Source organism: Kaistia adipata DSM 17808 (assembly GCF_000423225.1).
In the GTDB taxonomy this organism is placed as follows: domain Bacteria; phylum Pseudomonadota; class Alphaproteobacteria; order Rhizobiales; family Kaistiaceae; genus Kaistia; species Kaistia adipata.
In genome coordinates this window covers 1,569,031-1,593,317 of record NZ_KE383991.1, presented here as the reverse complement: position 1 = coordinate 1,593,317, position 24,287 = coordinate 1,569,031, and the positions used below count along the sequence as shown (strand labels likewise).

The following is a 24,287-nucleotide window of genomic DNA, read 5'->3' as shown; positions in this document are numbered from 1 at the left end:
AGAAATCTCGACAAAATTCTCTTCACGATCCAAAACCCAAAAAGCCCCGCCCGGACAAAATCCGGCGGGGCTTTTTGCCGTTCCAAGCATGCCAAAGCCGCGAAACCAGACGCCCCCCGCCGGGGCAGGGCAAAGGCCAGCGCAGGGACGAGATCGCAGGGACAGGCCCGGCCAGGGCCAGCCGGAACAGCCGTCTACCCAAACCCCCGGTATCACCCCCCAGCCGCAGAAACCGCGTCCACCCAGGCCGCCGCAGCAGCCGGCAAAACGCCGCCGAAACACAGCGACCAAACCGCGGGTTGTCTGACGGCTAGCCGCACGGGTAAACGGCCGCCAGCAAACGCCCGACGCGAAGGAGCGCCGACCCGCAGCGACCAGGGCACCACGATGGCTCGCGCTCCAAGCGCGGGTTGGCGCCGATCCACTCGGGGGGCTGTGAGCATGCCGGCTTGCCGAACGCCCACCCGCAGCCCCAACGTCGTCGCCCCCCGCTACGCTCAGCGGCCACCGTCCGTGGCAGAAGGTGATTCTCAGACCCCAACGATCCGGCATCGACCAGGCCGCAGCTTCAGGACCCCGCGACCCCGGGCGTTGAGGAGTGGTGCGGCGCTCGGTACGCCGATGCGACGCTGGTCGGGCAGGGGCCTTGGCGAGCCTCCCCGAACGTGGGACAAGCACCTCCCCCGTCGATGGGGGCGGCGGCGGCCGAGGCGCGCGCGACATCCCCGCCCGCCGACGGATTGAGCCCCGAGCGTTGTCAATCGAAGCCGGCCGTGCAGAAAATTCAATCGCCGACTCATGCTGGAAAAGCACAGTCGTCGCGGCTTGGCAGGATGGCGGCAGTTGTGGATGGCCGTGGCTGCTGCTTCGCGTTGACACTTCCCACGGGGCAGTACAGAAATCGTCTCCTGATGTTCGAGGCGGCGCGCCACCGGCGCACCGTCCCGATTGGTGTTTTCATGCGGCTGCCACCCCGGAGGCAGGTTCCGCGCCATATTGGATTGCCCAACATGAAGCGCTTCATCCTCGCAGCGGTCCTGCTGATCGTCGTCGTGGCGATCTGTGGCGGTCTGATCTGGTTCAATTTCTTCCGCAACAAGATGATCGAGCAGTTCTTCGCCAACATGCAGGCGCCGGTCGTCACCATCTCGGCGATCACCGTCGAGCCGGCGAAGTGGACGCCCGGCATCGAGGCGGTCGGCACGGTCGCCGCTTATGAGGGCGTCGATGTCGCGGTTCAGGCCGGCGGCATCGTCGACAAGATCCTGTTCAAGGCGAACGAGCATGTCGACGAGAACCAGCTCCTGGTGCAGATCGACGACGCCGTCGAGCGCGCCGGCCTGGTCAGCGCCAACACGGCGGTCGCCGTCAGCCAGGAGGCGCTGAGCCGCGCCCAGGCCCTGTTGCAGCGCAATGTCAGCACGGTCGCCTCGCTGCAGGACGCGCAGAACAATCTCGACAAGGCCAAGGGCGCGCTGACGCAGCTCGAGGCAACGCTGGACCAGAAGGCGATCAAGGCGCCGTTCGCCGGCACGATCGGCATCCCGAAGATCGACGTCGGGCAGTATGTCCAGGCCGGAACGGTCGTCGCCACGCTGCAGAACCTCGAACGCATGAAGGTCAACTTCACCGTGCCGGAGCAGCAGCTCGGCGCGCTCAAGATCGGCCAGCCCGCGCGCTTCGGCCTGACCGAGGACGATCTGAGCTTCAAGGGCGCGGTCACCGGCATCGATCCGAAGATCGACGCGGCCTCGCGGCTGGTGACGGTGCAGGCCGTCGTCGACAATCCCAACGGCACGCTGCGCCCCGGCCAGTTCATCCGGGTCCGGGTCGACCTGCCGGTCGAGGACCATGTCATCGCCCTGCCGCAGACCGCGGTCACGATCAGCCTCTATGGCGCCTATGTCTATGCCGTCGAGGACGCGCCGGCGAAGGCGGGCGATCCGACCAAGGCCGAGCCAGCGAAGACCGAGGCCACCAAACCGGCGGAGGATGCCGGCAAGGCCGCGTCCGCGAGCGCCGATGGCGCCAAGCCGGCGCTCGTCGCCAAGCAGGTCTTCGTCAAGACGGGCCGCCGATCGGGTGATCTGATCGAGGTGGTCGAGGGTGTGACGCCGGGCATGCGCATCGTCACCTCGGGCCAGAACAAGCTGTCGAGCGGCTCGCCGGTCGCGGTCGGCAATTCGGTTGTGCCGATGAAGGGCGCGACGGCCAACCCGGAGGCTTCGAAGTCATGAGCTTCTCCGAACTCTTCATCCGCCGCCCGGTCCTTTCGACCGTGCTCAGCCTGATGATCCTGCTGCTGGGCGCGCAGGGCATCCTGTCGATGTCGATCCGGCAATATCCGAAGGTCGACGAGACGGTGGTGACGGTGACCACGGTCTATCCCGGCGCCAGCGCCGACGTCATCCAGGGCTTCATCACCTCCACCATCGCCAAGTCGGTCTCCTCGGCCGAAGGCGTGGACTATGTGACGTCCAAGAGCTCGCTCGGCGTCTCGACGGTGTCGGTCTACATGCGGCTCAACACCGACCCGGACAAGGCGCTGACGGAAGTCATCTCCAAGGTCCAGCAAGTGCGCGGGCAACTGCCCGACGAGGCCGAGGATCCGGTCATCCAGAAGGGCACCGGTTTCCAGTTCGCGCTGATGTATCTGGCGGCGCGCAGCGACATGATGAACGCGCAGCAGCTCACGGACTACCTGATCCGCGTGATCCAGCCGCGCTTCGCGACCGTCAATGGCGTCGCCAATGCCGAGATCCTCGGCGCGCAGGAATTCGCGATGCGCGTGTGGATCGACCCGGTGGCGCTCGCCTCGCGCAACGTCACCGCGACCGAGGTACTGGCGGCGATCCGGGGCTCGAACTTCCTGTCGGCGCCCGGCAAGACCAAGAACGAGTTCTACGCCTATTCGATCGAGGCGAAGACGACTCTACAGGACCCCGAGACCTTCGGCGCGCTGCCGCTGCGCTCGAATGGCGACGAGATCGTGCGGCTGCGCGACGTCGCCACGATCGAGCTCGCCGCCGCCTCGACCGACACCGAGGTGCGGTTCAACGGCAAGGAGGGCGTCTTCCTCGGCATCTTCCAGACGCCGTCGGCCAACCCGCTCGATGTCGCGACCGGCGTGCGCAAGGAACTGCCGCTGATCGCGGAATCGCTTCCGGCCGGCATGACGATCGAGCTGGTCTACGACTCGACCGAAGCCATCAGCGCCTCGATCGAGGAGGTGCTGCGCACCATCCTCGAGGCCTCGGCCATCGTCGTCGTCGTGATCTTCCTGTTCCTGGGCTCGTTCCGCTCGGTGATCATTCCGATCGTCACCATCCCGCTGTCCCTGATCGGCGTCTGCTTCATCCTCTGGGCGCTCGGCTATTCGCTGAACACGCTGACGCTCCTCGCCATGGTGCTGGCGATCGGCCTCGTCGTCGACGACGCGATCGTCGTGGTGGAGAACATCCACCGCCACATCGAGGAGGGGCTGAAGCCGATGAAGGCGGCGATCGTCGGCATGCAGGAGATCACCGGCGCCGTCATCGCGATGACCATCACGCTGGCCGCGGTCTATGCGCCGATGGCGTTCACCCAGGGCGTCACCGGCGCGCTGTTCCGCGAGTTCTCGCTGACGCTCGCTGGCGCGGTGATGCTGTCGGGCCTGGTGGCGCTGACGGTGTCGCCGATGATGTCGGCACGCATCCTGAAGCCCGGCGGCGGTCGCATCCAGCATGCCATCGACAGGGTGTTCGACCGCTTCGGCAACTGGTACGCCCGCCGCCTCGTCGGCTCGCTCAAGGTTCGCCCGGTGACGCTGGCGATCGTCGTGGCGATCTTCGGGACCATGGTCTTCCTCTTCCTCAACACCTCTTCCGAGCTGGCGCCGGAAGAGGATGAGGGCGCCATGTTCGCGATCATCAACGCGCCGCAATATGCGACGATCGACTACACCCAGCTCTATGTCGACGAGATCGCCCAGAAGACGGCCGATATTCCGGAGCGCGACGCGCTGTTCTCGATCGCCGGCAGCGGAGCGGCCAACTCGGCTTTCTCCGGCCTCGTGCTGAAGCCCTGGGGCGAGCGCACGCGCTCGCAGGCCCAGGTGCAGCAGGAGGTTCAGGGCCGCCTCGACACGGTGTCGGGCGTGCAGGCCTTCGTGTTCGCCGTGCCGTCGCTGCCGGGAACGGGCGGCGGCCTGCCGATCCAGTTCGTCGTGCAGTCGACCGAGCCGGCCGAGCGCGTCTACGCGGTCGCGGAGGAGATCAAGAACCGGGCCATGGAGTCCGGCAAGTTCATCGTGGTGCAGAACTCGCTCTCCTTCGACACGCCGAAGGTGAACGTCGTGATCGATCGCAACCGGGCCGCCGCGCTCGGCGTGTCCGTGGCGGAGATCGGCAACACGCTGACGCTCCTCGTCGGCGAGAACGGCATCTCCAAGTTTGATCGCGAGGCTCGCGCCTACGACATCATCACCCAGGTTCCGGAGAAGTATCGTCTCAATCCGGAGAGCCTGGAGACGTTCTTCGTGCGCTCGCAGGCGGGCGCCATGGTGCCGCTGTCCTCGGTCGTGTCGATCAACACGGTCGGGTCGGCGCCGGCGATCGAGCAGTTCAACCAGCTGAATTCGGCGACGCTCTCGGCGTTGCCGCGGCCGACGGTGACGTCGGGCGCGGGCCTGGCGGAGCTGCAGCAGATCGCGTCGCAGGTGATGCCGCACGGATATTTCGTCGAATATGCCGGCCAGTCGCGTACCGAGATCGAGACCGGCAACACGCTTCTGATCGTGTTCGGCCTCGCGGTGGTCGTCATCTATCTGGTGCTCGCGGCCCAGTTCGAGAGCTTCCGCGATCCGCTGATCATCATGATGTCGGTGCCGTTGTCGATCTTTGGCGCGCTGATCCCGCTCAATCTGGGCGCGGCGTCGCTGAACATCTATTCGCAGGTCGGTCTGATCACGCTGGTGGGCTTGATCACCAAGCACGGCATCCTGATGGTGGAGTTCGCCAACCAGCAGCGCGAGGAGCGTGGCCTCAACCGCCACGACGCGATCGTCGAGGCGGCCCGCGTCCGCCTTCGCCCGATCCTGATGACGACGGCGGCCATGGTGTTCGGCGTGCTGCCGCTGCTCTTCGCGGAAGGGGCCGGCGCCAAGGCCCGCTTCTCGATGGGCCTGGTCATTGCCACCGGCATGTCCATCGGCACGGTCTTCACGCTCTTCGTGGTGCCGATGTTCTATACCTACCTCTCCGGCGCGCATAAGAAGCACGAGGACGAGGAGGCGCCGTCGCCAACGCCGGCGAAGGAACCCCAACCGGCTCCGGCTCACTAGCGGACCGGAATGAGATCGGAAACGGCGCCCTCGGGCGCCGTTTTCGTTGCTGCAGAACGGCTTCCGGCCTTCTTGCTGTTGTCATGCGACCGGTGCAATTTGCGCCGCCATGGATCATTCGAGCAAAGCAGAACCGATCGTGTCGACAGGACCGGAGGCCGTGTCCGCGGGCAGGGTCTTCATCGAGTTCCTGCGCCTCGGTCTCACCTCCTTCGGGGGCCCGGTGGCGCATATCGGCTATTTTCGCGGCCGTTTCGTCCGTCGCCTCGGCTGGCTCGACGAAACGGCCTTCGCCGATCTCGTCGCGCTCTGCCAGTTTCTGCCCGGGCCGGCCTCGAGCCAGCTTGGCATGGCGATTGGCCAGGAGAAGGCGGGAAGCCGGGGCGCCCTGGCGGCGTTCGTCGGCTTCACGCTGCCGTCCGCCGTCCTCATGGCGCTTCTTGCATCCGGTTTCGTCGCCGGCGGCGCGCTGCTCGATCGGGGCCTGCTTTCCGGACTGGTGATCGTCGCTGTCGCGGTGGTGGCGGAGGCGGTGCGTGGCATGGCGCTTTCGCTGGCCCGGGGAGCGCTGGGCGCGACCATCGCGCTGGCGGCCACGGCCGTGGCGCTGCTGTTTCCGGGCTCCCTGACGCAGATCGGCATTCTCGCCGCCGGCGGCGTGGCGGGCCTGATGCTGGCCACGGCGGCGCCGGCTCCGTCGTCGCCGTCATCGCCGCACGGCCTGTCGCGGGGGGCGGGCGGCGCCCTTCTGATCGTCTTTGGCGGTCTGCTCGTGGGCCTGCCGGCGCTGGCGGCGGCCACGGGGCAGCCGATGCTCGCCTTTCTCGCGGGCCTCTATCGCGCCGGGGCACTCGTCTTCGGCGGCGGCCATGTTGTCTTGCCGCTGTTGCAGGACGCCATGGTCGGGCCCGGTTTCGTCTCCGAGCCGGCTTTTGTCGCCGGCTATGGCGCCGCGCAGGCGATGCCCGGCCCGCTGTTCAGCTTCTCGGCCTGGCTCGGCGTGATGGCCGGCCTTCCGGGGCCGTTCTGGGGCGCGGTCCTGGCCGTGCTGGCGCTGTTTGCGCCGGCATTCCTGCTCGTCGTCGGGGCGATGCCGTTCTGGCGGGAACTGCGCCGCGTCGCCCCGGTGCGACGTGCGCTCGTCGGCGTCAACGCGGCGGTCGTCGGGGTGCTGGCGGCGGCGCTTTACGATCCGGTGTTCACCACGGCCATCCATGGCTGGCGCGACCTGGCGCTCGCCATCGCCTGCTATGGGCTGCTGGCCGTCCTTCGGTTGCCGTCCTGGATGGTGGTGCTGTTCGCGGCGGGCGGCGGCTGGGCGATCGCGACCCTGACCGGCCCGTAGCCGCCGCGGCGGCTCAGGCTTTTTCGTGAGCCTTGGCCGGCGCGGCCTTGTCGGCGATTGGCATGAGGTCGCGGCCGGTCATGTTGCGGCGGATCCGTCCGAGCAGCTTGCCGAGCGCCTCGGCTTCCGAGGGGCTGGTGCCCTCGAGCGCGATCTGCATCACGCAGGTGCCGATGCCGCGCATCTCGTCGAGCAGCGGCCGCACCTTCTCGGTCAGATGCAGCCGGCGCGCCCGCCGGTCGGCCGGATCGGGCACGCGCGCGACATAGCCGAGCGACTCCAGGCGATCGATATGGCGAGACAGCGTGATCGGCTCGACCTCGAGCGCGTCCGCCACCGTGGCCTGGTTGGATCCTTCATTGTGGAAGAGATAGGCCAGCACCTGCCACTGCGCGCGGGTCAGGTTGCAGGCTTGCGCCCGCTGATCGAAGGCGCGGCGGATCAAGCGAGCGACGTCGTTGATCAGAAAACCGAGATCATTCTCTGCGGGTGGAGTATTCATGGTCTCATATATAATAAGCAACAAAATGTTACGCAATGTGACATTGCCCGACCCTGCGCCGAAATGTCCCAGAAGAGGTGGATTTCGGCGGAGAAGCAGGGTAAATCGATTCAAGCCACCTCCTGCAAGATCCCGCCTGCCACCGATCCATGTTCACCGATTTGGCATTCTATGCTGCGGCGCTGCCCGCCGTCGCGCTGGCCGGCCTGTCGAAGGGCGGCTTTGGCGGCGCCATGGGCATGCTCGCCGTCCCGATCCTGGCGCTCGTGATCTCGCCGGTCCAGGCCGCCGGCATCATGCTGCCCATCCTGGTCGTCATGGACCTGGTCAGTCTCTATTTCTATCGCAGCATCTTCGATCGCCGGACGCTCGCGGCGATGCTGCCGGCCTCGATCGTCGGCATCGGCGTCGGCTGGCTGACGGCCTCCTATGTTTCGGAGGATTTCGTCCGCCTGCTGGTGGGCGTGATTTCGATCGTCTTCGCGCTCAACTACTGGTTCGGCGATCGTCTGCGGGCCAGGCCGGCCGATCCCAACACGGCGAAGGGCGCGTTCTGGGGCAGCCTCGCGGGCTTTACCTCCTTCGTCAGCCATGCCGGCGCGCCGCCATTCCAGATGTATGCGCTGCCGCTCCGGCTCGACAAGCAGGTGTTCGTCGGTACCTCGGTGATCTTCTTCGCTGTCACCAACGCAGTGAAGCTGGTGCCCTATTTCTTCCTCGGCCAGTTCGACGCGGCGAACCTGGCGACTGCGGCGGTGCTGTTTCCGTTCGCGGCGTTCACCACGGTCGCCGGAATCTGGATCGTCCGGGTGATCGACCAGTCCCTGTTCTACGGTTTGTCCTATATCTTCGTGATAGTGATCGGCCTGAAGCTCACTTGGGACGGAGCGATCTCGCTGTTCATTCATTGAATTTGCGAGCCTCCGCCGCATGGCCGCCTTGTTCGCCGGCTAGCTGGCTCGGCCGCCGTCGAATGACGAAACTGGGGTCTTGTATGTACAGCGCTTTCCCGAACGCCATGCCGCGTGACTATCGGATCGATTTCTTCCGCGGGCTGGCGCTGATCTCCATTTTCGTGAACCATATTCCGGGCAATTTCTTCTCGAATTTCACGCATCGGAACTTCGGATTGTCGGATGCGGCCGAGATCTTCGTGCTGCTGGCCGGCGTTTCGGCGGCGCTCGCCTATTTTCCGCGCTTCGCCTCGGGCCAGATGCTCAACGCGACCGGGCGGGTCGGCAAGCGCATCGGCACGCTCTATGTGGCGCATCTCGCGGCCATGGCCGCCGGCTTCGCCATCTATGCCGGCGCGGCGCTCTATCTCGACGCGCCGGGCCTGATGCTTCCCGATGAGCGGCACTGGATCGTCGAGCAGCCAGTCAAGGCGCTGGCCGGCATCGGCATGCTCACCTACCAGACCGGCAACTTCAACATCCTGCCCATGTACATGGTGATGATGGCGATGCTGCCGCTGATCATGCTGCTGGCGCGGGTCCGGCTCGGCCTGGCGCTCGCCGCCAGCTTCGGTTTCTGGATGGTGGTCAATATCTATCGCCTGACCGTTCCGAATTATCCGGGGCAGGGCGGCTGGTTCTTCAATCCGCTCGCCTGGCAGTTCCTGTTCACGATCGGCTTCGTCGGCGGCGTCATGCTGCGGCGGGGCGAGAAGCTGCCCTTCTCGCGCGGGCTCTACGGTTTCGCCCTGTTCTACCTCGTGGCCGCGTCGGTGCTGGTGCTGGGCGCGCACTGGGACAAGTTCCCGGTGCTGCCGGAATGGTTCTGGCTGTCCGGCTTCAACAAGACCTGGGTCGGCGTCTTCCGCCTGCTCCATGTCCTGTCGCTCGCCTATGTCGTGATCTTCAGCCCGATCCCCGCCTTCCTGTCGCGCTGGCTCGACGAGGGCAACTGGATCGTCCGGCTCGGCCGTCACACGCTGCCGGTGTTCTGGCTCGGCACGCTGCTGAGCGTGGCGGGGCACATCGTGCGCGAGACGGTGTTCGGGCTGCCCAACGATCCGCTGCTGACCGGCCGCAGCTTCCTGGTCGACGTGGTGCTGATCGGCGCGGGACTTGCGGGGCTGTTCGCGCTCGCGGCCTATCTCGACTGGATGCGGTCGGCGGCGAAGCGGCGTCCGGCGGCGCCGGAAGCGGCCGAGGCGGCGATCGTCCCGTCCCGCCTGGTGGCGGCCGAATAGGGCCGCAAAGCAAAAGCGCCGCGTTGGACGCGGCGCTTCGCACGATACGCTTCACCAATCAGTGAATGGTGCTGTTCCCCTTCAGTCGGGCGATCTCGTCCTTGAGTTGCAACTTGCGCCTCTTCATGGCGGCCAGTTCGGTCGTGTCGACGCTCGGATGGCTGGCGACCTCGTCGATTTGCCTGGAAAGAGCCTCGTGGCGCTTCTCCAGCTCGGCAAGATGCGATTCGATGGACATTGATACTGCCTCCCTTCGTTGAGATGACGGCACTCGGATCGTGCCATAGACGGGGGTTGCTGTCGAACCCGGAAAGCAAGCCGGCTTCCCCTGGGAGAGGCGGCGCGGCAGGCTTCCGGGCTCACTTTTGATCTGTGCCCTCGGCCATGCCGGTTCAAGGGGGAAGGTGCATTCGGTCGCATTCCGGCTCTCGCGCGGCCCCGCGCAAGCATGTATCCTTGCGCAAAGCCGGTCTGATCCCGGCAGGGTTGGGATGAATGACCGAGGAAGAAGAACGGCAGATTCGCTTCGAGTTGGCTCGGCTCCGGCAGGAGCACAGCGATCTCGACGCGGCGATTTCGGTGATGGCCGAGACGGGCAAGATCGACCCGTTGCGGATTCAGCGCCTGAAGAAGCGCAAGCTCGCGCTGAAGGACCGCATGGTCTCGCTCGAGGACCAACTGCTCCCCGACATCATTGCCTGATCAGGCGGCGGCGCCGCCGCCCGCCAGCAGGTCTTCCGCGGCGGCCACGAGCGCCTCGGCGGTCTGGCCGGGTTCGATCATGACGACGGCGGATTGCGTCGTGATCCCCGCCATCTCTTCCATGAATTGCAGGCCGGAAAGGGTGCGCTGGAGTCCGTGGACGCGATGGCCGCAATCGGCCGCGGCCGAGTTCCACAGCACCACGGCGAACTGCTCGTTGCCGGTGCGCGCGGCCACGTCGCAGGAGCGGATGCCGGCGCGGAGCGCCTGGCCGATGCCGCGGAGCGCCCGGTTGAGCCCGGCCTGGCCGCTCGCGTCGCGCACGGCGTCGAGGCCTTCGATGTCGATGAGGGCGATGCCGCAGGAAACCGGATAGCGGGCCTGGAAGGCGAGGGCGCGCTCGATTTCGCGGATGAAGGCGCGGCGGTTGAGCAGGCCGGAGATAGGCTCCTCGGCCGCCTCGACCTCGAGCGCCGCGATGCGATGCTGGCTGGCGTCGAGGGCGCGCCGCAGCGTGGCGATCTCCTCGGCCAGACGCGTGACCAGCGAGCGCTGCTCGGCCGGATAGTCCGCCTTGTGGTCCGCCTTGGCGCCGACGACATCGGTCTCGCGACGGCGCAGGGCGACGCCCGGATCGCGGTCGATCGGGGTGGGGAAGCGGGGGGAATGGGCCGGGGCGGTGCTCATGCGTGCACTTTGCCGCGGCTTGGTTCACTTCTGGTTAACGACGTCCGCTGCGGGGCCGCGAATCACGCCCGGCGATCGCGTCTCGACAAGGGCGGGGCACGAGGCATGCCGGTGCGGCATGGAAGGCATCCGGCGGCGCGCCTTGCGGCGGGGGCGTCCCTCTCTATAATCCGCGCCTTCCCGCAAGCCGGAGACGAGAACTTGGCAGACAAGACGGCGCCAGTCGCCATCATCATGGGCAGCCAATCCGATTGGCAGACGATGCGGCACGCCGCCGAGACACTGGACGCGCTCGGCGTCGCGCATGACGACCGGATCGTCTCGGCGCACCGGACGCCGGACCGGCTGATCGAATTCTCGAAGTCGGCGCGCGACGAGGGTTTCCAGGTGATCATCGCCGGCGCGGGTGGCGCGGCCCATCTGCCCGGCATGTGCGCGGCGATGACGCCGCTGCCGGTGCTCGGCGTGCCGGTCGAATCGAAGGTGCTCGCCGGCCAGGACAGCCTGCTTTCGATCGTGCAGATGCCGGGCGGCATCCCGGTCGGCACGCTGGCGATCGGCAAGGCCGGCGCCATCAACGCGGCGCTGCTCGCCGCCGCCATCCTGGCGCTCCATGACACGGCGCTCGCCGCGCGTCTCGACGACTGGCGCTCCGCCCAGGCCGACCGCGTCGCCGAAAGGCCCCACGATGAAGGGTGAAGCAGTGCTGCGACCCGGCGCCACCATCGGCATCCTCGGCGGCGGCCAGCTCGGCCGCATGCTCGCCACCGCCGCGGCCGAACTCGGCTTCCGCTGTCATGTCTATTGTCCGGACGGCGAAAGCCCGGCCTTCGACGTCGCCGCGGCGCGCACCGTCGCGGCCTATGAGAACGAGGCGGCGCTCGCCGCCTTCGCCGGCTCGGTCGACGTCGTCACCTATGAGTTCGAGAACGTGCCGTCCGCGACCGCCGACTTCCTCGGCGCGCAGGTCGACGTCCTGCCGGGGCCGCGTGCGCTCGCCGTGTCGCAGGACCGGCTCTCCGAGAAGGAGCTGATGCAGGGCCTCGGCATTCCTGTCGCACCGTTCGCGGCGGTCGACGATCTTGCCGGGCTCGAGGCGGCGCTGGAACGGCTCGGCCGTCCCTCGATCCTGAAGACCCGCCGCTTCGGCTATGACGGCAAGGGCCAGGTGGCGATCCGCGCCGGCGACGACGCGGCGGCCGCCTTCGCGGCGATCGCCGGCAAGCCGGCCGTGCTGGAAGGTTTCGTCACCTTCGCCCGCGAGGTCTCGGCCCTGGTCGTGCGCGGCCGGAATGGCGAGACGGCCGTATACGACATCGTCGAGAACGTACATCGCAACCATATCCTCGCCACTTCGACCGTCCCCGCGAAGCTGGCGGAAGCGACCGCCGAGGCGGCGCGCGGCATCGCCGCCAAGGTCGCTGAGGCGCTCGACTATGTCGGCCTGCTGGCGGTCGAGATGTTCGTGGTCGAGGCGGACGGCGAGGAGCGCCTGCTCGTCAACGAGATCGCCCCGCGCGTGCACAATTCCGGCCACTGGACGCAGGATGGCTGCCTGGTCTCGCAGTTCGAGAACCATATCCGCGCCATCGCCGGCTGGCCGCTCGGCTCGACAATCCGCCATTCCGACGCCGTGATGACCAACCTGGTCGGCGCCGAGGCAGACGAGTGGCAGCGCCTGGCGGCGGAGCCGGGCGCGCGGCTGCATCTCTACGGCAAGGCCGAGAGCCGGCCCGGCCGCAAGATGGGTCACGTCAACCGGATCGCCCCGCGCCAGCAGGGCTGAGCCGCCTGCCAAAATCGTCCCGTCGGCAGCGCCGGCGGGACCCTGCCGCGCGAAGGCCGGGCTTTCGCAATCGCCGTCGCGACCCCATATCAGGGCCTTCGTGGTCAGGGGTGGCGCCGGTGACGCAAAGGCGCTATCGAAAGGCCCGAATTCCGCTCCCGCACCCGCCCAGAATAAAGACAGCCGTCATGACAGAGCCGAAGACCGTTTATCCCGCCGCCGAGCCGTCGCCCTCGTTCCCGAAGATCGAGGAAGCGATCGGTGCCTGGTGGAAGGAAAACGAGATTTTCGAACGCTCGATCGCGCAGCGGCGTGACCATGGCGCGCCGGAGTTCGTCTTCTATGACGGCCCGCCCTTCGCCAACGGACTGCCGCACTATGGCCACCTCGTCACCGGCTTCGTCAAGGACCTGGTGCCGCGCTACCAGACCATGCGCGGCAAGGTGGTCGACCGTCGTTTCGGCTGGGATTGCCACGGCCTGCCGGCCGAGATGCAGTCCGAGAAGGAACTCGGCGTTTCCGGCCGTCTCGAGATCCTGAAATACGGCGTCGCCCGTTTCAACGAGCATTGCCGCACCTCGGTCCAGCAGTTCACCGCGGACTGGGAATACTATGTCACGCGCTCGGCGCGCTGGGTCGATTTCAAGAACGACTACAAGACCATGGACCTCTCCTTCATGGAGAGCGTCATGTGGGCGTTCAAGCAGCTGCATGACAAGGGCCTGATCTATGAGGGCTATCGGGTCGTGCCCTACAGCTGGGCCGCGCAGACGCCGCTGTCGAACTTCGAGACGCGCCTCGACAATTCCTACCGCATGCGCCAGGACCCGGCGCTGACGGTCGGCTTCCTGCTCGATCCGGTCGAGGGCGACACCGTTCCGACGCGCCTGCTCGCCTGGACGACCACGCCGTGGACGCTGCCGTCCAACATGGCGCTCGCCGTCGCCCCCGACGCGGACTACGCCGTGCTCGAGAAGGACGGCGTCCGCCTGGTCATCGGCGCGCCGCTGGTCGGCAACTACGCCAAGGAGCTCGACGGCTATGTCGAGGTCGCGCAGCTGAAGGGCGCCGAGCTGATCGGGCGCACCTATCAGCCGATGCTGCCGTTCTTCGCGGCCGAGAAGGCGAACGGCGCCTTCCGCGTCATCGGCGGCGACTTCATCGAGATGACCGACGGCACCGGCGTCGTGCACATCGCTCCCGCCTTCGGCGAGGACGACATGCGCATCGGCCAGGAAGAGGGCATCCCGGTCGTCGATCCCGTCGATTTCGCCGGCAACTTCACCGAGCTCGTCCCGGCCTATGCCGGCATGAACGTGTTCGACGCCAACAAGGAAATCATCCGCGACCTCAAGCAGGAAGGCGTGGTCCTGCGTCACGAGACGTATGACCACAACTACCCGCACTGCTGGCGCACGGATCAGCCGCTCATCTACAAGGCGCTGCGCTCCTGGTACGTGAAGGTCACCGCCTTCAAGGACCGGATGGTCGAGCTCAACCAGGGCATCACCTGGGTGCCCGAGCATGTCCGCGACGGCCTGTTCGGCAAGTGGCTGGAGAATGCGCGCGACTGGAACATCGGCCGCAACCGCTTCTGGGGTTCGCCGATCCCGGTGTGGAAGTCGGATGATCCGAACTATCCGCGCATGGACGTCTATGGCTCGCTCGACGAGATCGAGCGGGACTTCGGCGTGCGCCCGCACGACCTGCACCGGCCCTATATCGACGAGCTGACCCGCCCCAATCCGGACGATCCGACCGGCAAGTCGGTGATGCGCCGCGTCGAGGACGTGCTGGATTGCTGGTTCGAATCCGGCTCGATGCCGTTCGCGCAGGTGCATTACCCGTTCGAGAACAAGGACTGGTTCGAGGGCCACTTCCCGGGCGACTTCATCGTCGAATACGTCGCGCAGACGCGCGGCTGGTTCTACACGCTGATGGTGATGGCGACGGCGCTGTTCGACCGCGCGCCGTTCCGCTCGGTCGTCTGCCACGGCGTCGTGCTCGACGAGAACAAGCAGAAGCTGTCGAAGCGGCTCCGCAACTATCCGGACCCGATCGAGGTGTTCAACACCTATGGTGCCGACGCGCTGCGCTGGTATCTGGTGTCGTCGCCGCTGCTCTCCGGCGGCGATCTCGCCATGCCGAAGGACGGCCGCGCCATCGCCGAGACGGTGCGCCAGGTCATGCTGCCGATCTGGAACGCCTACTCGTTCTTCACGCTCTATGCCAACATCGACGGCATCAAGGGCCGGATGGTCACGACCGCCGAGGCCGAGCTCGACCGCTATATCCTCGCCAAGACCGCGGACCTGATCCGTGGCATCGAGGCGTCGATGGAGAAGCTGGATCTCGCCGGCGCGACCAACGCGTTCCCGCCCTTCATCGAGGCGCTGAACAACTGGTTCATCCGTCGCTCGCGCGACCGGTTCTGGAAGGCCGAGAAGGACGCCGACAAGCAGGCCGCCTACGACACGCTCTACACCGTGCTCGTGACGATGACCCGCGCGCTGGCTCCGTTCCTGCCGTTCCTGACCGAGCACATCCACCGGGCGCTGGTCGACGGCGAGAGCGTGAATCTGGCCAACTGGCCGGACGCGTCGGCGCTCGTCTCCGATGCGGCTCTGGTCGAGCGCATGGACCTGGCCCGCACGGTCGCTTCCGCCGCGCTGTCGATCCGCACGGTCAAGAACCTGCGCACGCGCCTGCCGCTGCGCTGCCTCACCGTCGCCCATCCGGGCTTCGAGAAGCTGGCGCTGCTGAAGGACGTCATCGCCGACGAGGTCAACGTCAAGGAAGTCGTGCTGGCGGCGGATCCCGCCGCCTATGGCGCGGTCGTGCTCGCCGTCGATCCGAAGATCGGCAAGCGGCTCGGCAAGAACCTGAAGGACGTGCTCAACGCAGCGCGGGCCGGCGAGTGGGAAGATCTGGGCGGTGGTCGCTATGCGGTCGCCGGCCAGACGATCGAGCCGGGCGAATACGAGCTGCGCTTCAAGGCCAATGAGGGCCTCGACGCGGTCGCCTTTGACGGCGCCGCCGGCGTGGTCGTGCTCGATACGCAGGTCGACGAGGCGCTGGAACGCGAGGGCGTTGCCCGCGACTTCATCCGCCTGGTGCAGACGGCACGCAAGGAGGCCGGCTTCAACATCGCCGACCGTATCCACATCGAGGTCAAGATTGCCAACGGCCTCGGTGGGGCGCTGGTCGACCATGCCGAGACGATCCGCGCCGAGACGCTGGCTGAGACGCTGCGTCCGACCGATGACCGGCCGGAAGGCTTCGTCTCGGAGACGAGCCTGCTCGACGAGCCGATCGAGATCGGCGTCCGCGTCGCGCGCTGAGGCGCGGCGCGACTGAACGAATGGATCCTTCGACCGGCCTCGCGGCCGGTCGAATGCTTTTGGGGCCGGCGGTCCGGCCGAACGGGAGCCTGCAATGACGCCCTTGTCGATCCTCGAACTCGTCCGCGTGACCGAGGAGACCGATGCGCGCGGCGCGCTCGACAATGCCCGAGACCTCGCGGCGCATGCCGAACGCTGGGGCTACAACCGCATCTGGGTGGCCGAGCATCACAACATGCCGGGGATCGCCAGCGCCGCGACCTCGATCGTGCTGGCGCATATCGCGGCCGGCACAAACACCATCCGTATCGGCGCCGGTGGCATCATGCTGCCGAACCATGCGCCCTACATCATCGCCGAGCAGTTCGGCACGCTGGCCAGGCTCTTCCCCGGCCGCATTGATCTCGGCCTCGGCCGGGCGCCAGGCACCGACCAGGTCACGGTCCGCGCGCTGCGCCGGTCGCCGAACAATGCCGAGAATTTTCCGCAGGATGTGCTGGAATTGCAGGCGTTTCTGGCGCCGGCCGGTCCCGACCAGCGCATCGTCGCCGTGCCGGCGGCGGGCACCGAGGTGCCGCTCTGGATCCTCGGCTCCAGCAATTTCGGCGCCATGCTGGCGGCTGAACTGGGGCTTCCCTACGCCTTCGCCTCGCATTTCGCGCCCGACCTGTTGCTGCCGGCATTGGAAATCTACAGGAGCCGCTTCAAGCCTTCGGAACAGCTCGACCGGCCCTATGCGATGGTCGGCGTCAACGTGATCGCGGCCGAGACCGACGCCGAGGCGACGCGGCTGGCGACGACGCAGCAGATGTCGTTCGCCGACATGTTCCGAGGCGCGCGGGGGCTTTCGAAGCCGCCGATCGACGACATCGAGACTTACTGGTCGCCGATGGAACGGGCGCAGGCGAAGTCGATGCTGGCCCGCTCGATCGTCGGATCGCCCGACACCGTTCGTGCCGGCATGGAGGCGCTGGTCGAGGAGACCGGCGCCGACGAACTGATCCTCGTCTCCGACGTCTATGACCATCAGGCGCGGCTGCGCTCGGTCGAGCTCATCGCCGAGGCGGCCGGGATCGGCGCGGGTTAACAGCGCCGATCCTGTTAGCGATCCGGTAGCGGGTCGTTAGCGCGCTGCCTGCATCAGCGGATAGGAGCGCCGCACCGTCTCGGCGATGACGGCGGCGACGGCCGCCTTGATCAGATCGCCCGGCACGAAGATCAGCGAACCCATGGCGGCATCGAAGAGCGACAGCTTGGCGACCATGGCGAGCCAGGGGATGCCGATCAGATAGACGACGCCGATGCCGCCGATCGCGGCGAAGATGAAGAACCAGACCGCGTTCATGCGGTGCCAGTTCTTCTCCGTCAGCCAACCGGTGACATAGGCGGCGAAGGGCCAGGCGATGATGAAGCCGGCGGTCGGGCCGAAGAAGACCGAGAGGCCGCCATGGCCACCGGAGAGCAGCGGCAGGCCGAGCGCGACGAGAAGCACGAAGAGCAGGATGGCGAGTGCGCCGCGCTTGGCGCCGATCAGGGCGCCCGCCAGCATGACGCCGAGCGTCTGCGCGGTGATCGGCACCGGCAGGAAGCCGACCTGGAAGGCCGGCACCAGATTGATCGCCGCCATCAGCGCGGCGAAGAGCGCGATATAGACGATGTCGCGGGTTGAAACGTCCTGGCTCATCGGGTCCCGGTCTCCTGTTCGGGGGAAGTCTCTATCCGCCTCGGGCGGCGATCAAGCCTCGTAGCCGCGCGCCTCGATGGCGTCGGCGAGTTCGTCGGCGGATTTCAGCGTGCGGATGACCAGCGGCACGATCAGCGCCAGTGGATTGGCGGCAAGCCCGCGCGCCGCCTGCGCCTCGCGGATCAGGCGGAATTCCTCCGCGATCAGCGGCACGAAGCGGATGGCGAGCGCGATCGAAAGCCCGACCTTCTCCGGATTGACGCCGAGCGGCCGCAGCGGCCCGAGCAGCCACTCGACCAGCTCCGCCATTTCCGACACCGGCGTCGTCAGCGTCACGGCGCTGGCGAGAAGGATCAGCGTCGCGAAGCGCGCTACGGCGAGCGCGCCCTCGGCGACTGTGCCGAAGACGAGGTGGAAGGCGAAGATGATGCCGAGCAGGATCGCTGGGCCGCGCAATTGCGTCATCAGGCTGCGGAACGGCACGCCGGTCGAGAGGTAGATCGCGAAGGCGAGCGGCACGCTGGCGAAGACGGCGATCCCGGACGGCACGAGGAAGAGCGCCAGCGACAGGACCAGCAGCCCCGCCACCTTGGCGCCGGCGCGGGCGCGGTGGAGCGGCGAGCGGCTCGGATGATAGAGCCCGATCGTCATCGCATCCGCTCGCGGTAGAAGGGGAGCACCTCGCCCGGCAGGCCGTCGGCGGCGATGCGGCCATCCTCGATCATCAGCACGCGCTCGAAGCCGGCGATCAGCTCGAGGTCGTGGCTGACGACAACAGCCGGATGCGGGAGCGCGTCGATCGCATCGGCGACGCGGTTGCGGTTCCTAAGGTCGAGCAGCGTCGTCGGCTCGTCGAAGACGACGAGCTCCGGTTCGGTGACGAGTACGGCCGACATCGCCACCAGCTGCTTCTCGCCGCCGGACAGCAGATGCACGGGCCGCTCGCGCAGATGGCCGAGATCGTAGCGCGAAAGCGCCGCGTCGATGCGCGTGTCGATCTCCGCCTTCGGGATCTTTCGCGCCTTCAGGCCAAAGGCGAGGTCTTCGCCGACGATCGGCATGACGATCTGATGATCGGGGTTCTGGAAGATGAAGCCGACCTTGCGGCGGATCGCCTTGACGTCCTTCCGCGTGTCGACGCCGTCGATCAGGACCCGGCCGGTCTTCGGCAGCACGAGGCCGTTTAGGAGACGCGCGAAGGTGCTCTTGCCGGAGCCGTTGGCGCCGACGATGCCGATGCGCCGTTCTCTGAGCGCGCAGTCGATCCCGTCCAGAACGGGCCGGCCGTCGAACTCATGGCTGACCGCTTCCAGCACGATCATGCGGCGTTCCGCGCCCCCGCTTCCGGTGTGCAATGCCGCACTGCGATAGAGCCTGTGATGCGCGGGGTCAATCGGCCGCCGGTCGGACGCGTTCGGCCCGCAGGACGACCTCCGCCGCCGCGCGAGCGTCCTCGCCGGCATCGTGGTGATGGAACACCAATCCGAGATGGTTCTTGAGGCTGGCGAGCCCGTGTCCGCCATTGCCTTTCAGCTCGGGCCAGGCCGCCCGCGCCACCTGGACGCTGTTGCGCCATAGCCAGGAAGGGGCGGAAACCGTCGCATCGGCGCAGGCCGCCGCGATGGCGCTGCGGTCGAAGCCGGAATGCTGGTAGACCGTGGCGCCCGCGAGCGCGATCTCCAGTACCGGCAGCACCTCGGCAAAGGTGGGCGATCCCTCGACCATGGCGGCCGTGATGCCGTGCAGGCCGCTCCAGATCCAGACATCGGTTTCCGGATCCACCAGGGTGGCCCAGGTCTCGATGCTGTCGTCGGCGCGTACGCAGGCGACGCCGATCTGGCAGATGCTGCCGCGATGGTTGTTCGCCGTCTCGACATCGAGCGCGAAGAAGCGGAACGGTCCTTCCGGGAAAGGGGTCACGCGGGTGGAGGCGGCGGGCGCTTCGTCGAGCAGGGCCGCGAGCAGTCGTTCGGCGGTGTAGGACAAGGAAGGCTCCGGATCCCGGGAAATGGCGGTTCCGGAACGCATCGACGCGTTGGCGCGTCCTTTTCCGGTGGAGCCATCGTCATGCGACAGAGGCCGGGCCGGGTCAATCGGCGTCGGAGCAGGGGAATGACCCTCGCGCGTCGCCCTCTTTCAACTGAAAGAAAATTGTCCTATATTTTCCTTGGAAAGGACGTGGCGATGCAGACCCTTCATTCCGTTCCGGCCGGCAGGCCCGAGGCCGGGCCGGTCGTCACCAAGGCCGTGATCCGTGCGGCGGACCAGCTCCGCCTGACGGCCCGTATCCTGTCCGCGGTCCTTGGCGTCAGCGAGGCGACGGTGTCGCGCATGAAGCGGGGCGATTTCGCGCTTCAGCCCGGCACCAAGCCGTTCGAACTCGGCATCCTGCTGGTCCGCCTGTTCCGCTCGCTCGACGCGATCGTGGGCGGCGACGAGGCCGTGGCGAAGGCGTGGCTCGACAATCCCAACCTCGTTCTCGGCGCGCGGCCGATCGAGAAGCTGCAAACCGTGAGCGGGCTCGTTGATGTCATCGCCTATCTGGACGCGCGCCGCGCTCTCGTCTGAGCTCGGGCGCTTCGTCGGTCCATGCTGGCGTCTGGTCGAGGCGCAGCATCGGGTCTCGACGCTGAAGCTGACCGACACGCTTGCCGAGCAGGCTCTGCTGGAAGACCTGATCGAGGCGGCCAAGCCGGCGCCGCCGCCGGAGTGCCGGCATCTCGATTTCCTGCTCGCGACACCCTTCCGCTATGGCGCGATCTATCCGCATGGCTCGCGCTTCCGGCGCGCCGGCCTGACGCTCGGCGTCTACTACGCGGCGGAGGAGCCGCGCACGGCCGTGGCCGAGATGGCCTTCTACCGGCTGCTGTTCTTTGCCGAGTCGCCGGATACGCCCTGGCCGCGCGATGCGGCCGAGTACACCGCCTTTTCCGCGGAACTGGCGACGGAGCGGTCGCTCGACCTGACGAAACCGCCGCTCTCCGCCAATGCGGCGATCTGGACCGACCGGACCGACTACCAGGGCTGCCAGGCCTTCGCCGACGCGGCGCGTTCGGTCGATGCCGACGTGATCCGCTATCGCTCGGTGCGCGATCCGGACGGCGGAGGCAATCTCGCCGTACTGATGTGCCGCGCTTTTGCCCGTCCGGCGCCGGTCGAGCGCCAGACATGGCGCATGCGCCTGAGCGCCAGCGGCGTTCAGGCGCTCTGCGAGTTTCCGCGTCAGGCGGTGGAGTTTCCGCCGGACGCGTTCGCTGCCGATCCGCGCATCGCTGCCTTCAACCGGAGCCGCGCGGGCTGACGCCTTTCCCCTGGTCTAGGCCGGCTGCGGTTCCGGCTGGCGGCGCGGCAGGGGCGGGAAGGCGAGGGCGATCGCCACCGCGCCGAGGCCGACGATCGACGAGCCGATGAACAGCCACGCATAGTCGCGGAAATTGTCGAAGATCCAGCCGCCGATCCACGGCCCGAGCGCCATGCCGATGCTCGACAGCATCGTCGCCGCGCCGAGCACGGCGCCAAGGTTTTTCTGGCCGAAATAGTCGCGCGCCAGAACGGCATAGAGCGGCATCACGCCGCCATAGGCCGCGCCGAAGATCACCGCCAGCAGGTAGAACTGGCCGAGCGCGCTGACGACGGAGTAGAAGGCGATGACGATCGCCTGCACGAGGAGGCCGGCGACCAGCACCGGCTTGACGCCGATCCGGTCGGCGGCGACGCCGAGCAGCAGGCGGCCGCCGAGCCCGGCGAGCCCCTCGACGCTGTAGATGCTGACCGCCGCCATCGGCGTCACGCCGCAGACGATCGCATAGCTCACCATGTGGAAGATCGGGCCGGAATGCGCCGCGCAGCAGGCGAAGAAGGTGAGGCCGAGGATCCAGAACTGCGGCGAGCGCAGCGCGCCGGCCATGGTCATGCTTCCTTCCGGGGCCTCGCCGCCGGCGCCGGCGGGGGCCTCCGCCGGGGGATTGCGCAGCAGAAGCGTCGCCGGCAGCAGCACGAGCCAGGCGCCGATGCCGATCGCCAGCATGGCGAAGCGCCAGTCATAGGCGGTGATCAGCCAGCGCGCGAAGGGCGAGATCGTCATCGGCGCCATGCCCATGCCGGCCGAGACCAGCGACACCGCGAGGCTGCGGTTGGTGGTGAACCAGCCCGTCACGGCGGCGATCACCGGCGCGAAGAAGGCGCTGGAGGCGAGGCCGACGAGAATGCCGAAGGTCAATTGGAACGCCAGCAGCGAAGTCGCCCGGCTGGCGAGGATCAGCGCCAGCCCGAGCAGGATCGTGCCGGCCAGCACCACGGCGCGCGTGCCGAAGCGGTCGCTCGCCATGCCCCCGAAGATGCCGGCGACGCCCATGACGAGGAAGTTGAGCGTCATCGCGCTCGAGATCCCCGCCCGCGACCAGCCGGTGTCGAGCGACAGCGGATCGAGGAAGACGGCGAGCGAGAACATCGTGCCGACGGCGACGCATCCCATGAGCGCGCCCGCGAAGACGACGCTCCAACGATTGAAACCGGTCATGTTTGAAAGCCCTCCAGATGTAGACATCGCGGGGGGCGCAACCGACCGCTGCCCTTCGCCATCCAGACGACGAGCGGGGGGAAATGACTTCGACAAGCGGGCGTGAAAATTTGTCGGGCTCTCGCTGTTTGCAGGAGACCGTCGCCCCGGCGAAGGCCGGGGCCCATGAACACCGGCCCAAGCAACACGACACCGGGCGGTGTGTCTGGATCCCGGCCTTCGCCGGGATGACGGCCGAGCAACCGTGTGGCGCCGGCCGGTGTTTTTTCGACCTTCCATCGGATACGATCCGGCAGCGATTCCGCCTGAGACCCCTTGGCCAAAAGCAGATTCATGACCCAGAACCTCGCCGCACTCCTTCCGATCGTCCAAGCCGCTCCGGTCGTTCCGGTTCTCATCATCGAGGACGTCAAGACCGCCGTTCCGCTCGCCAGGGCGCTGGTCGCCGGCGGGCTGACCGCGCTCGAGGTGACGCTGCGCACGCCGGCCGCCCTCGACTGCATCCGCGCCATCAAGGCCGAGGTCGAGGGCGCCAATGTCGGCGCCGGCACCATTCTCAATCCGAAGCAGTTCGACGAGGCGGTCGCCGCCGGCTCGAGCTTCCTGGTCAGCCCCGGCGCCAGCCCGAAACTGATCGCGCACGCCGCCGGCTCGCCGGTGCCGCTGCTGCCGGGCGTCGCCACCGCCGGCGAGGCGATGACGCTGCTTGAAGAGGGCTACGGCGCGGCAAAATTCTTCCCGGCCGAGCAGGCCGGCGGCGCGCCCTATCTGAAGGCGCTGTCGTCGCCGCTGCCCGGCCTGATGTTCTGCCCGACCGGCGGCGTCAGCCTGAAGAACGCGCAGAGCTATCTGTCGCTGCCGAACGTCATGTGCGTCGGCGGCTCGTGGGTGGCGCCGGCCGCCGCCATCGCCGCGGGCGACTGGACGGCGATCACCACGCTGGCGCGCGAAGCGTTCGAACTCCGCGCCGGCTGACGCGGCTCGCGGGCGAGACGAACGGGCTGGGGCCGCTACCGCATCCGCGGGGCGGCCCTTTCCTTGTCGGCGATCGATCATTCGAGGATTTTGATCGCCGGCGCGGCGTCTTGCCTTGTCGCGCGGTTGGGTGCTCACTACTTCCCAACTGCGTTTCTTGACGAACCAGCACAGGGAAGACCGAGATGATCGACGGCAAGAGCATTCTAGACCAGCTGCTCGGTGCGGCGTCCGGCCAGGCCGGCGGACGGGGCCAGGGCGGCGGCCTCGACGATCTCAGCCGGATGAGCGGTTCGCTCGGCAGCGGCGGCCAGGCCTCCGCCCCTCCCGGCGGCGGCGCGGGCGGCGGCAGCCTCGGTGACCTCCTGGGCGGCATGCTCGGCGGCGCCGGTGGCGGTCAGGCCGGCGGTGGTGCCGGCGGCGGCGCGGGTGGCGCCGGTGGTCTCGGCGATCTTCTCGGCGGCATCCTTGGCGGCGGCAACGGCAACGCGGCCGCTCCGGGCAAGGCCGGCGGCGCCGGCGGCCTTGGCGACGTGCTCGGCAAGGTGACGGAATACGCGAAGCAGAATCCGGGCATGACCATGGCCGGCGCCGGCGGCCTCGCCGCCGTGCTGTTCGGCGGCAAGGGCCCGAAGCTCAAGGCCGACGCGCTGACGCTGGGCGGCCTCGCCGCCATCGGCACGCTCGCCTACAAGGCCTACCAGCAATACAAGATCAACAATCCCGACGCGCCGGCGGCGACCCCGGCTCCGGCCGGAAGCCCGGCGGCGCTGCCGCCGCCGGATTCGCCCTTCCATCCGGCCAACGCGCCCGGCGGCCCCGACGCGATGGCGCTGTCGATCGTCTCGGCGATGATCGCGGCGGCCAAGGCCGACGGCACGGTCGACGCAGCGGAGAAGCAGAAGATCCTCGGCAAGCTCGGCGAGGGCGGCCTGACGGACGAGGAGCGGGTTTTCCTCGACCGCGAGCTCGCCGGACCGCTCGACATCAACAAGGTGGTGGATTCGGCGACCGGGCCGGAGCACGCGATCGAGCTCTATGCCGCCTCGCTTCTGGCGATCGATCCCGACCATCCGGCCGAGCGCGCCTATCTCGACATGCTGGCGGCCCGCCTCGGCCTCGACGCCGGCCTCAAGAGCGAGATCGAGCGGGTGATCGCCAGCGCGGCGGTCTGATCGTTCCGGTTTGAATGAATAAAAAGGCGCGGAACCCCAGGGTTCCGCGCCTTT

Annotated in this window: 22 protein-coding genes; 14 read left to right on the top strand and 8 right to left on the bottom strand. The window is 67.7% G+C overall.

Annotated features, from left to right (window positions below):
• Positions 1-1,010: 1,010 nt before the first annotated feature.
• The 3 genes from G539_RS0120295 (at position 1,011) to chrA (ending at position 6,668) form a co-directional block, all read left to right on the top strand.
• Complete coding sequence (locus G539_RS0120295) at positions 1,011-2,237, top strand: efflux RND transporter periplasmic adaptor subunit (protein ID WP_029076829.1); 1,227 nt, start codon at positions 1,011-1,013, stop codon at positions 2,235-2,237.
• On the top strand, positions 2,234-5,323 hold the full coding sequence (locus G539_RS0120290; RefSeq protein ID WP_029076828.1) for an efflux RND transporter permease subunit: 3,090 nt from the start codon (positions 2,234-2,236) through the stop codon (positions 5,321-5,323). Before G539_RS0120295 ends, G539_RS0120290 begins: the two co-directional genes overlap by 4 nt.
• A gap of 160 nt (positions 5,324-5,483) precedes the next feature.
• Positions 5,484-6,668: a chromate efflux transporter gene (chrA, locus tag G539_RS0120285; RefSeq protein ID WP_245576911.1), complete on the top strand. Its 1,185-nt coding sequence runs from the start codon at positions 5,484-5,486 to the stop codon at positions 6,666-6,668.
• Between the two features lie 13 nt (positions 6,669-6,681).
• On the opposite strand, the gene G539_RS25595 is transcribed toward chrA, so the two are convergent.
• A complete protein-coding gene (locus G539_RS25595) occupies positions 6,682-7,284 on the bottom strand; it encodes a MarR family winged helix-turn-helix transcriptional regulator (RefSeq protein WP_245576910.1) in 603 nt (200 codons plus the stop codon).
• A 35-nt stretch (positions 7,285-7,319) separates the two neighbouring features.
• Here G539_RS25595 and G539_RS0120275 point away from each other — a divergent pair, with 35 nt between their 5' ends.
• Entirely contained in the window at positions 7,320-8,081 is a 762-nt protein-coding gene (locus G539_RS0120275) for a sulfite exporter TauE/SafE family protein (RefSeq protein WP_035831645.1), read from the top strand.
• An 83-nt stretch (positions 8,082-8,164) separates the two neighbouring features.
• Positions 8,165-9,364 (top strand): OpgC family protein, encoded by a 1,200-nt coding sequence (locus G539_RS0120270; protein WP_029076824.1) that lies wholly within the window; start codon positions 8,165-8,167, stop codon positions 9,362-9,364.
• A gap of 58 nt (positions 9,365-9,422) precedes the next feature.
• Here the strand turns inward: G539_RS0120270 and G539_RS0120265 are convergent, their stop codons facing one another.
• Positions 9,423-9,602, bottom strand: coding sequence for a YdcH family protein (locus tag G539_RS0120265; protein ID WP_029076823.1), 180 nt, complete (start codon positions 9,600-9,602; stop codon positions 9,423-9,425).
• 257 nt (positions 9,603-9,859) lie between these two features.
• Here G539_RS0120265 and G539_RS0120260 point away from each other — a divergent pair, with 257 nt between their 5' ends.
• Entirely contained in the window at positions 9,860-10,066 is a 207-nt protein-coding gene (locus G539_RS0120260) for a YdcH family protein (RefSeq protein ID WP_029076822.1), read from the top strand.
• On the opposite strand, the gene G539_RS0120255 is transcribed toward G539_RS0120260, so the two are convergent.
• On the bottom strand, positions 10,067-10,753 hold the full coding sequence (locus tag G539_RS0120255; RefSeq protein WP_029076821.1) for a GGDEF domain-containing protein: 687 nt from the start codon (positions 10,751-10,753) through the stop codon (positions 10,067-10,069). It lies immediately after the preceding gene.
• A gap of 234 nt (positions 10,754-10,987) precedes the next feature.
• On the opposite strand from G539_RS0120255, the gene purE reads away from it, so the two are divergent.
• The 4 genes from purE (at position 10,988) to G539_RS0120235 (ending at position 16,967) form a co-directional block, all read left to right on the top strand.
• Positions 10,988-11,452, top strand: a complete 465-nt coding sequence (gene purE / locus G539_RS0120250; protein ID WP_035832118.1) for a 5-(carboxyamino)imidazole ribonucleotide mutase — start codon at positions 10,988-10,990, stop codon at positions 11,450-11,452.
• Positions 11,442-12,539 (top strand): 5-(carboxyamino)imidazole ribonucleotide synthase, encoded by a 1,098-nt coding sequence (locus tag G539_RS0120245; RefSeq protein WP_029076819.1) that lies wholly within the window; start codon positions 11,442-11,444, stop codon positions 12,537-12,539. Before purE ends, G539_RS0120245 begins: the two co-directional genes overlap by 11 nt.
• A gap of 188 nt (positions 12,540-12,727) precedes the next feature.
• Entirely contained in the window at positions 12,728-15,880 is a 3,153-nt protein-coding gene (gene ileS, locus G539_RS0120240; RefSeq protein ID WP_029076818.1) for an isoleucine--tRNA ligase, read from the top strand.
• A 94-nt stretch (positions 15,881-15,974) separates the two neighbouring features.
• Complete coding sequence (locus G539_RS0120235; RefSeq protein ID WP_029076817.1) at positions 15,975-16,967, top strand: LLM class flavin-dependent oxidoreductase; 993 nt, start codon at positions 15,975-15,977, stop codon at positions 16,965-16,967.
• Between the two features lie 36 nt (positions 16,968-17,003).
• On the opposite strand, the gene G539_RS0120230 is transcribed toward G539_RS0120235, so the two are convergent.
• From G539_RS0120230 to G539_RS25590, 4 genes are all read right to left on the bottom strand, one after another.
• Positions 17,004-17,564, bottom strand: a complete 561-nt coding sequence (locus tag G539_RS0120230; protein WP_029076816.1) for a biotin transporter BioY — start codon at positions 17,562-17,564, stop codon at positions 17,004-17,006.
• 51 nt (positions 17,565-17,615) lie between these two features.
• Positions 17,616-18,215: an energy-coupling factor transporter transmembrane component T family protein gene (locus G539_RS0120225; RefSeq protein ID WP_029076815.1), complete on the bottom strand. Its 600-nt coding sequence runs from the start codon at positions 18,213-18,215 to the stop codon at positions 17,616-17,618.
• Entirely contained in the window at positions 18,212-18,886 is a 675-nt protein-coding gene (locus G539_RS0120220; RefSeq protein WP_029076814.1) for an energy-coupling factor ABC transporter ATP-binding protein, read from the bottom strand. The genes G539_RS0120225 and G539_RS0120220 overlap by 4 nt, the downstream gene beginning before the upstream one ends.
• Before the next feature lie 67 nt (positions 18,887-18,953).
• Positions 18,954-19,550 carry an exonuclease domain-containing protein gene (locus G539_RS25590; protein ID WP_084640098.1) on the bottom strand — a complete coding sequence of 199 codons (597 nt, stop codon included), beginning with the start codon at positions 19,548-19,550 and terminating at the stop codon, positions 18,954-18,956.
• A 198-nt stretch (positions 19,551-19,748) separates the two neighbouring features.
• On the opposite strand from G539_RS25590, the gene G539_RS0120210 reads away from it, so the two are divergent.
• Positions 19,749-20,132, top strand: a complete 384-nt coding sequence (locus tag G539_RS0120210) for an MbcA/ParS/Xre antitoxin family protein (protein ID WP_029076813.1) — start codon at positions 19,749-19,751, stop codon at positions 20,130-20,132.
• Positions 20,092-20,865, top strand: coding sequence for an RES family NAD+ phosphorylase (locus tag G539_RS0120205; RefSeq protein WP_029076812.1), 774 nt, complete (start codon positions 20,092-20,094; stop codon positions 20,863-20,865). Before G539_RS0120210 ends, G539_RS0120205 begins: the two co-directional genes overlap by 41 nt.
• Positions 20,866-20,880: 15 nt before the next feature.
• On the opposite strand, the gene G539_RS0120200 is transcribed toward G539_RS0120205, so the two are convergent.
• A complete protein-coding gene (locus tag G539_RS0120200) occupies positions 20,881-22,083 on the bottom strand; it encodes an MFS transporter (protein ID WP_029076811.1) in 1,203 nt (400 codons plus the stop codon).
• A 333-nt stretch (positions 22,084-22,416) separates the two neighbouring features.
• Between G539_RS0120200 and G539_RS0120195 the strand changes: the two genes are divergently transcribed.
• Both G539_RS0120195 and G539_RS0120190 read left to right on the top strand, forming a co-directional pair.
• Positions 22,417-23,058, top strand: coding sequence for a 2-dehydro-3-deoxy-phosphogluconate aldolase (locus G539_RS0120195; protein WP_029076810.1), 642 nt, complete (start codon positions 22,417-22,419; stop codon positions 23,056-23,058).
• A 185-nt stretch (positions 23,059-23,243) separates the two neighbouring features.
• On the top strand, positions 23,244-24,233 hold the full coding sequence (locus tag G539_RS0120190; protein ID WP_156912055.1) for a tellurite resistance TerB family protein: 990 nt from the start codon (positions 23,244-23,246) through the stop codon (positions 24,231-24,233).
• Positions 24,234-24,287 lie beyond the last annotated feature (54 nt).

Excerpts from the sequence above, each read along its gene's own strand:
- G539_RS0120245 (WP_029076819.1), top strand. The coding sequence starts at position 11,442 with ATGAAGGGTGAAGCAGTGCTGCGACCCGGCGCCACCATCGGCATCCTC.
- purE (WP_035832118.1), top strand. The coding sequence starts at position 10,988 with ATGGGCAGCCAATCCGATTGGCAGACGATGCGGCACGCCGCCGAGACA.
- G539_RS0120195 (WP_029076810.1), top strand. The coding sequence starts at position 22,417 with ATGACCCAGAACCTCGCCGCACTCCTTCCGATCGTCCAAGCCGCTCCG.
- G539_RS0120295 (WP_029076829.1), top strand. The coding sequence starts at position 1,011 with ATGAAGCGCTTCATCCTCGCAGCGGTCCTGCTGATCGTCGTCGTGGCG.
- G539_RS0120235 (WP_029076817.1), top strand. The coding sequence starts at position 15,975 with ATGACGCCCTTGTCGATCCTCGAACTCGTCCGCGTGACCGAGGAGACC.
- G539_RS0120255 (WP_029076821.1), bottom strand. The coding sequence starts at position 10,753 with ATGAGCACCGCCCCGGCCCATTCCCCCCGCTTCCCCACCCCGATCGAC.
- G539_RS0120225 (WP_029076815.1), bottom strand. The coding sequence starts at position 18,215 with ATGACGATCGGGCTCTATCATCCGAGCCGCTCGCCGCTCCACCGCGCC.
- G539_RS0120190 (WP_156912055.1), top strand. The coding sequence starts at position 23,244 with ATGATCGACGGCAAGAGCATTCTAGACCAGCTGCTCGGTGCGGCGTCC.
- G539_RS0120205 (WP_029076812.1), top strand. The coding sequence starts at position 20,092 with ATGTCATCGCCTATCTGGACGCGCGCCGCGCTCTCGTCTGAGCTCGGG.
- G539_RS0120270 (WP_029076824.1), top strand. The coding sequence starts at position 8,165 with ATGTACAGCGCTTTCCCGAACGCCATGCCGCGTGACTATCGGATCGAT.
- G539_RS0120210 (WP_029076813.1), top strand. The coding sequence starts at position 19,749 with ATGCAGACCCTTCATTCCGTTCCGGCCGGCAGGCCCGAGGCCGGGCCG.
- G539_RS0120290 (WP_029076828.1), top strand. The coding sequence starts at position 2,234 with ATGAGCTTCTCCGAACTCTTCATCCGCCGCCCGGTCCTTTCGACCGTG.
- G539_RS0120265 (WP_029076823.1), bottom strand. The coding sequence starts at position 9,602 with ATGTCCATCGAATCGCATCTTGCCGAGCTGGAGAAGCGCCACGAGGCT.
- G539_RS0120260 (WP_029076822.1), top strand. The coding sequence starts at position 9,860 with ATGACCGAGGAAGAAGAACGGCAGATTCGCTTCGAGTTGGCTCGGCTC.
- G539_RS0120230 (WP_029076816.1), bottom strand. The coding sequence starts at position 17,564 with ATGAGCCAGGACGTTTCAACCCGCGACATCGTCTATATCGCGCTCTTC.
- G539_RS0120275 (WP_035831645.1), top strand. The coding sequence starts at position 7,320 with ATGTTCACCGATTTGGCATTCTATGCTGCGGCGCTGCCCGCCGTCGCG.
- G539_RS0120200 (WP_029076811.1), bottom strand. The coding sequence starts at position 22,083 with ATGACCGGTTTCAATCGTTGGAGCGTCGTCTTCGCGGGCGCGCTCATG.
- ileS (WP_029076818.1), top strand. The coding sequence starts at position 12,728 with ATGACAGAGCCGAAGACCGTTTATCCCGCCGCCGAGCCGTCGCCCTCG.
- G539_RS0120220 (WP_029076814.1), bottom strand. The coding sequence starts at position 18,886 with ATGATCGTGCTGGAAGCGGTCAGCCATGAGTTCGACGGCCGGCCCGTT.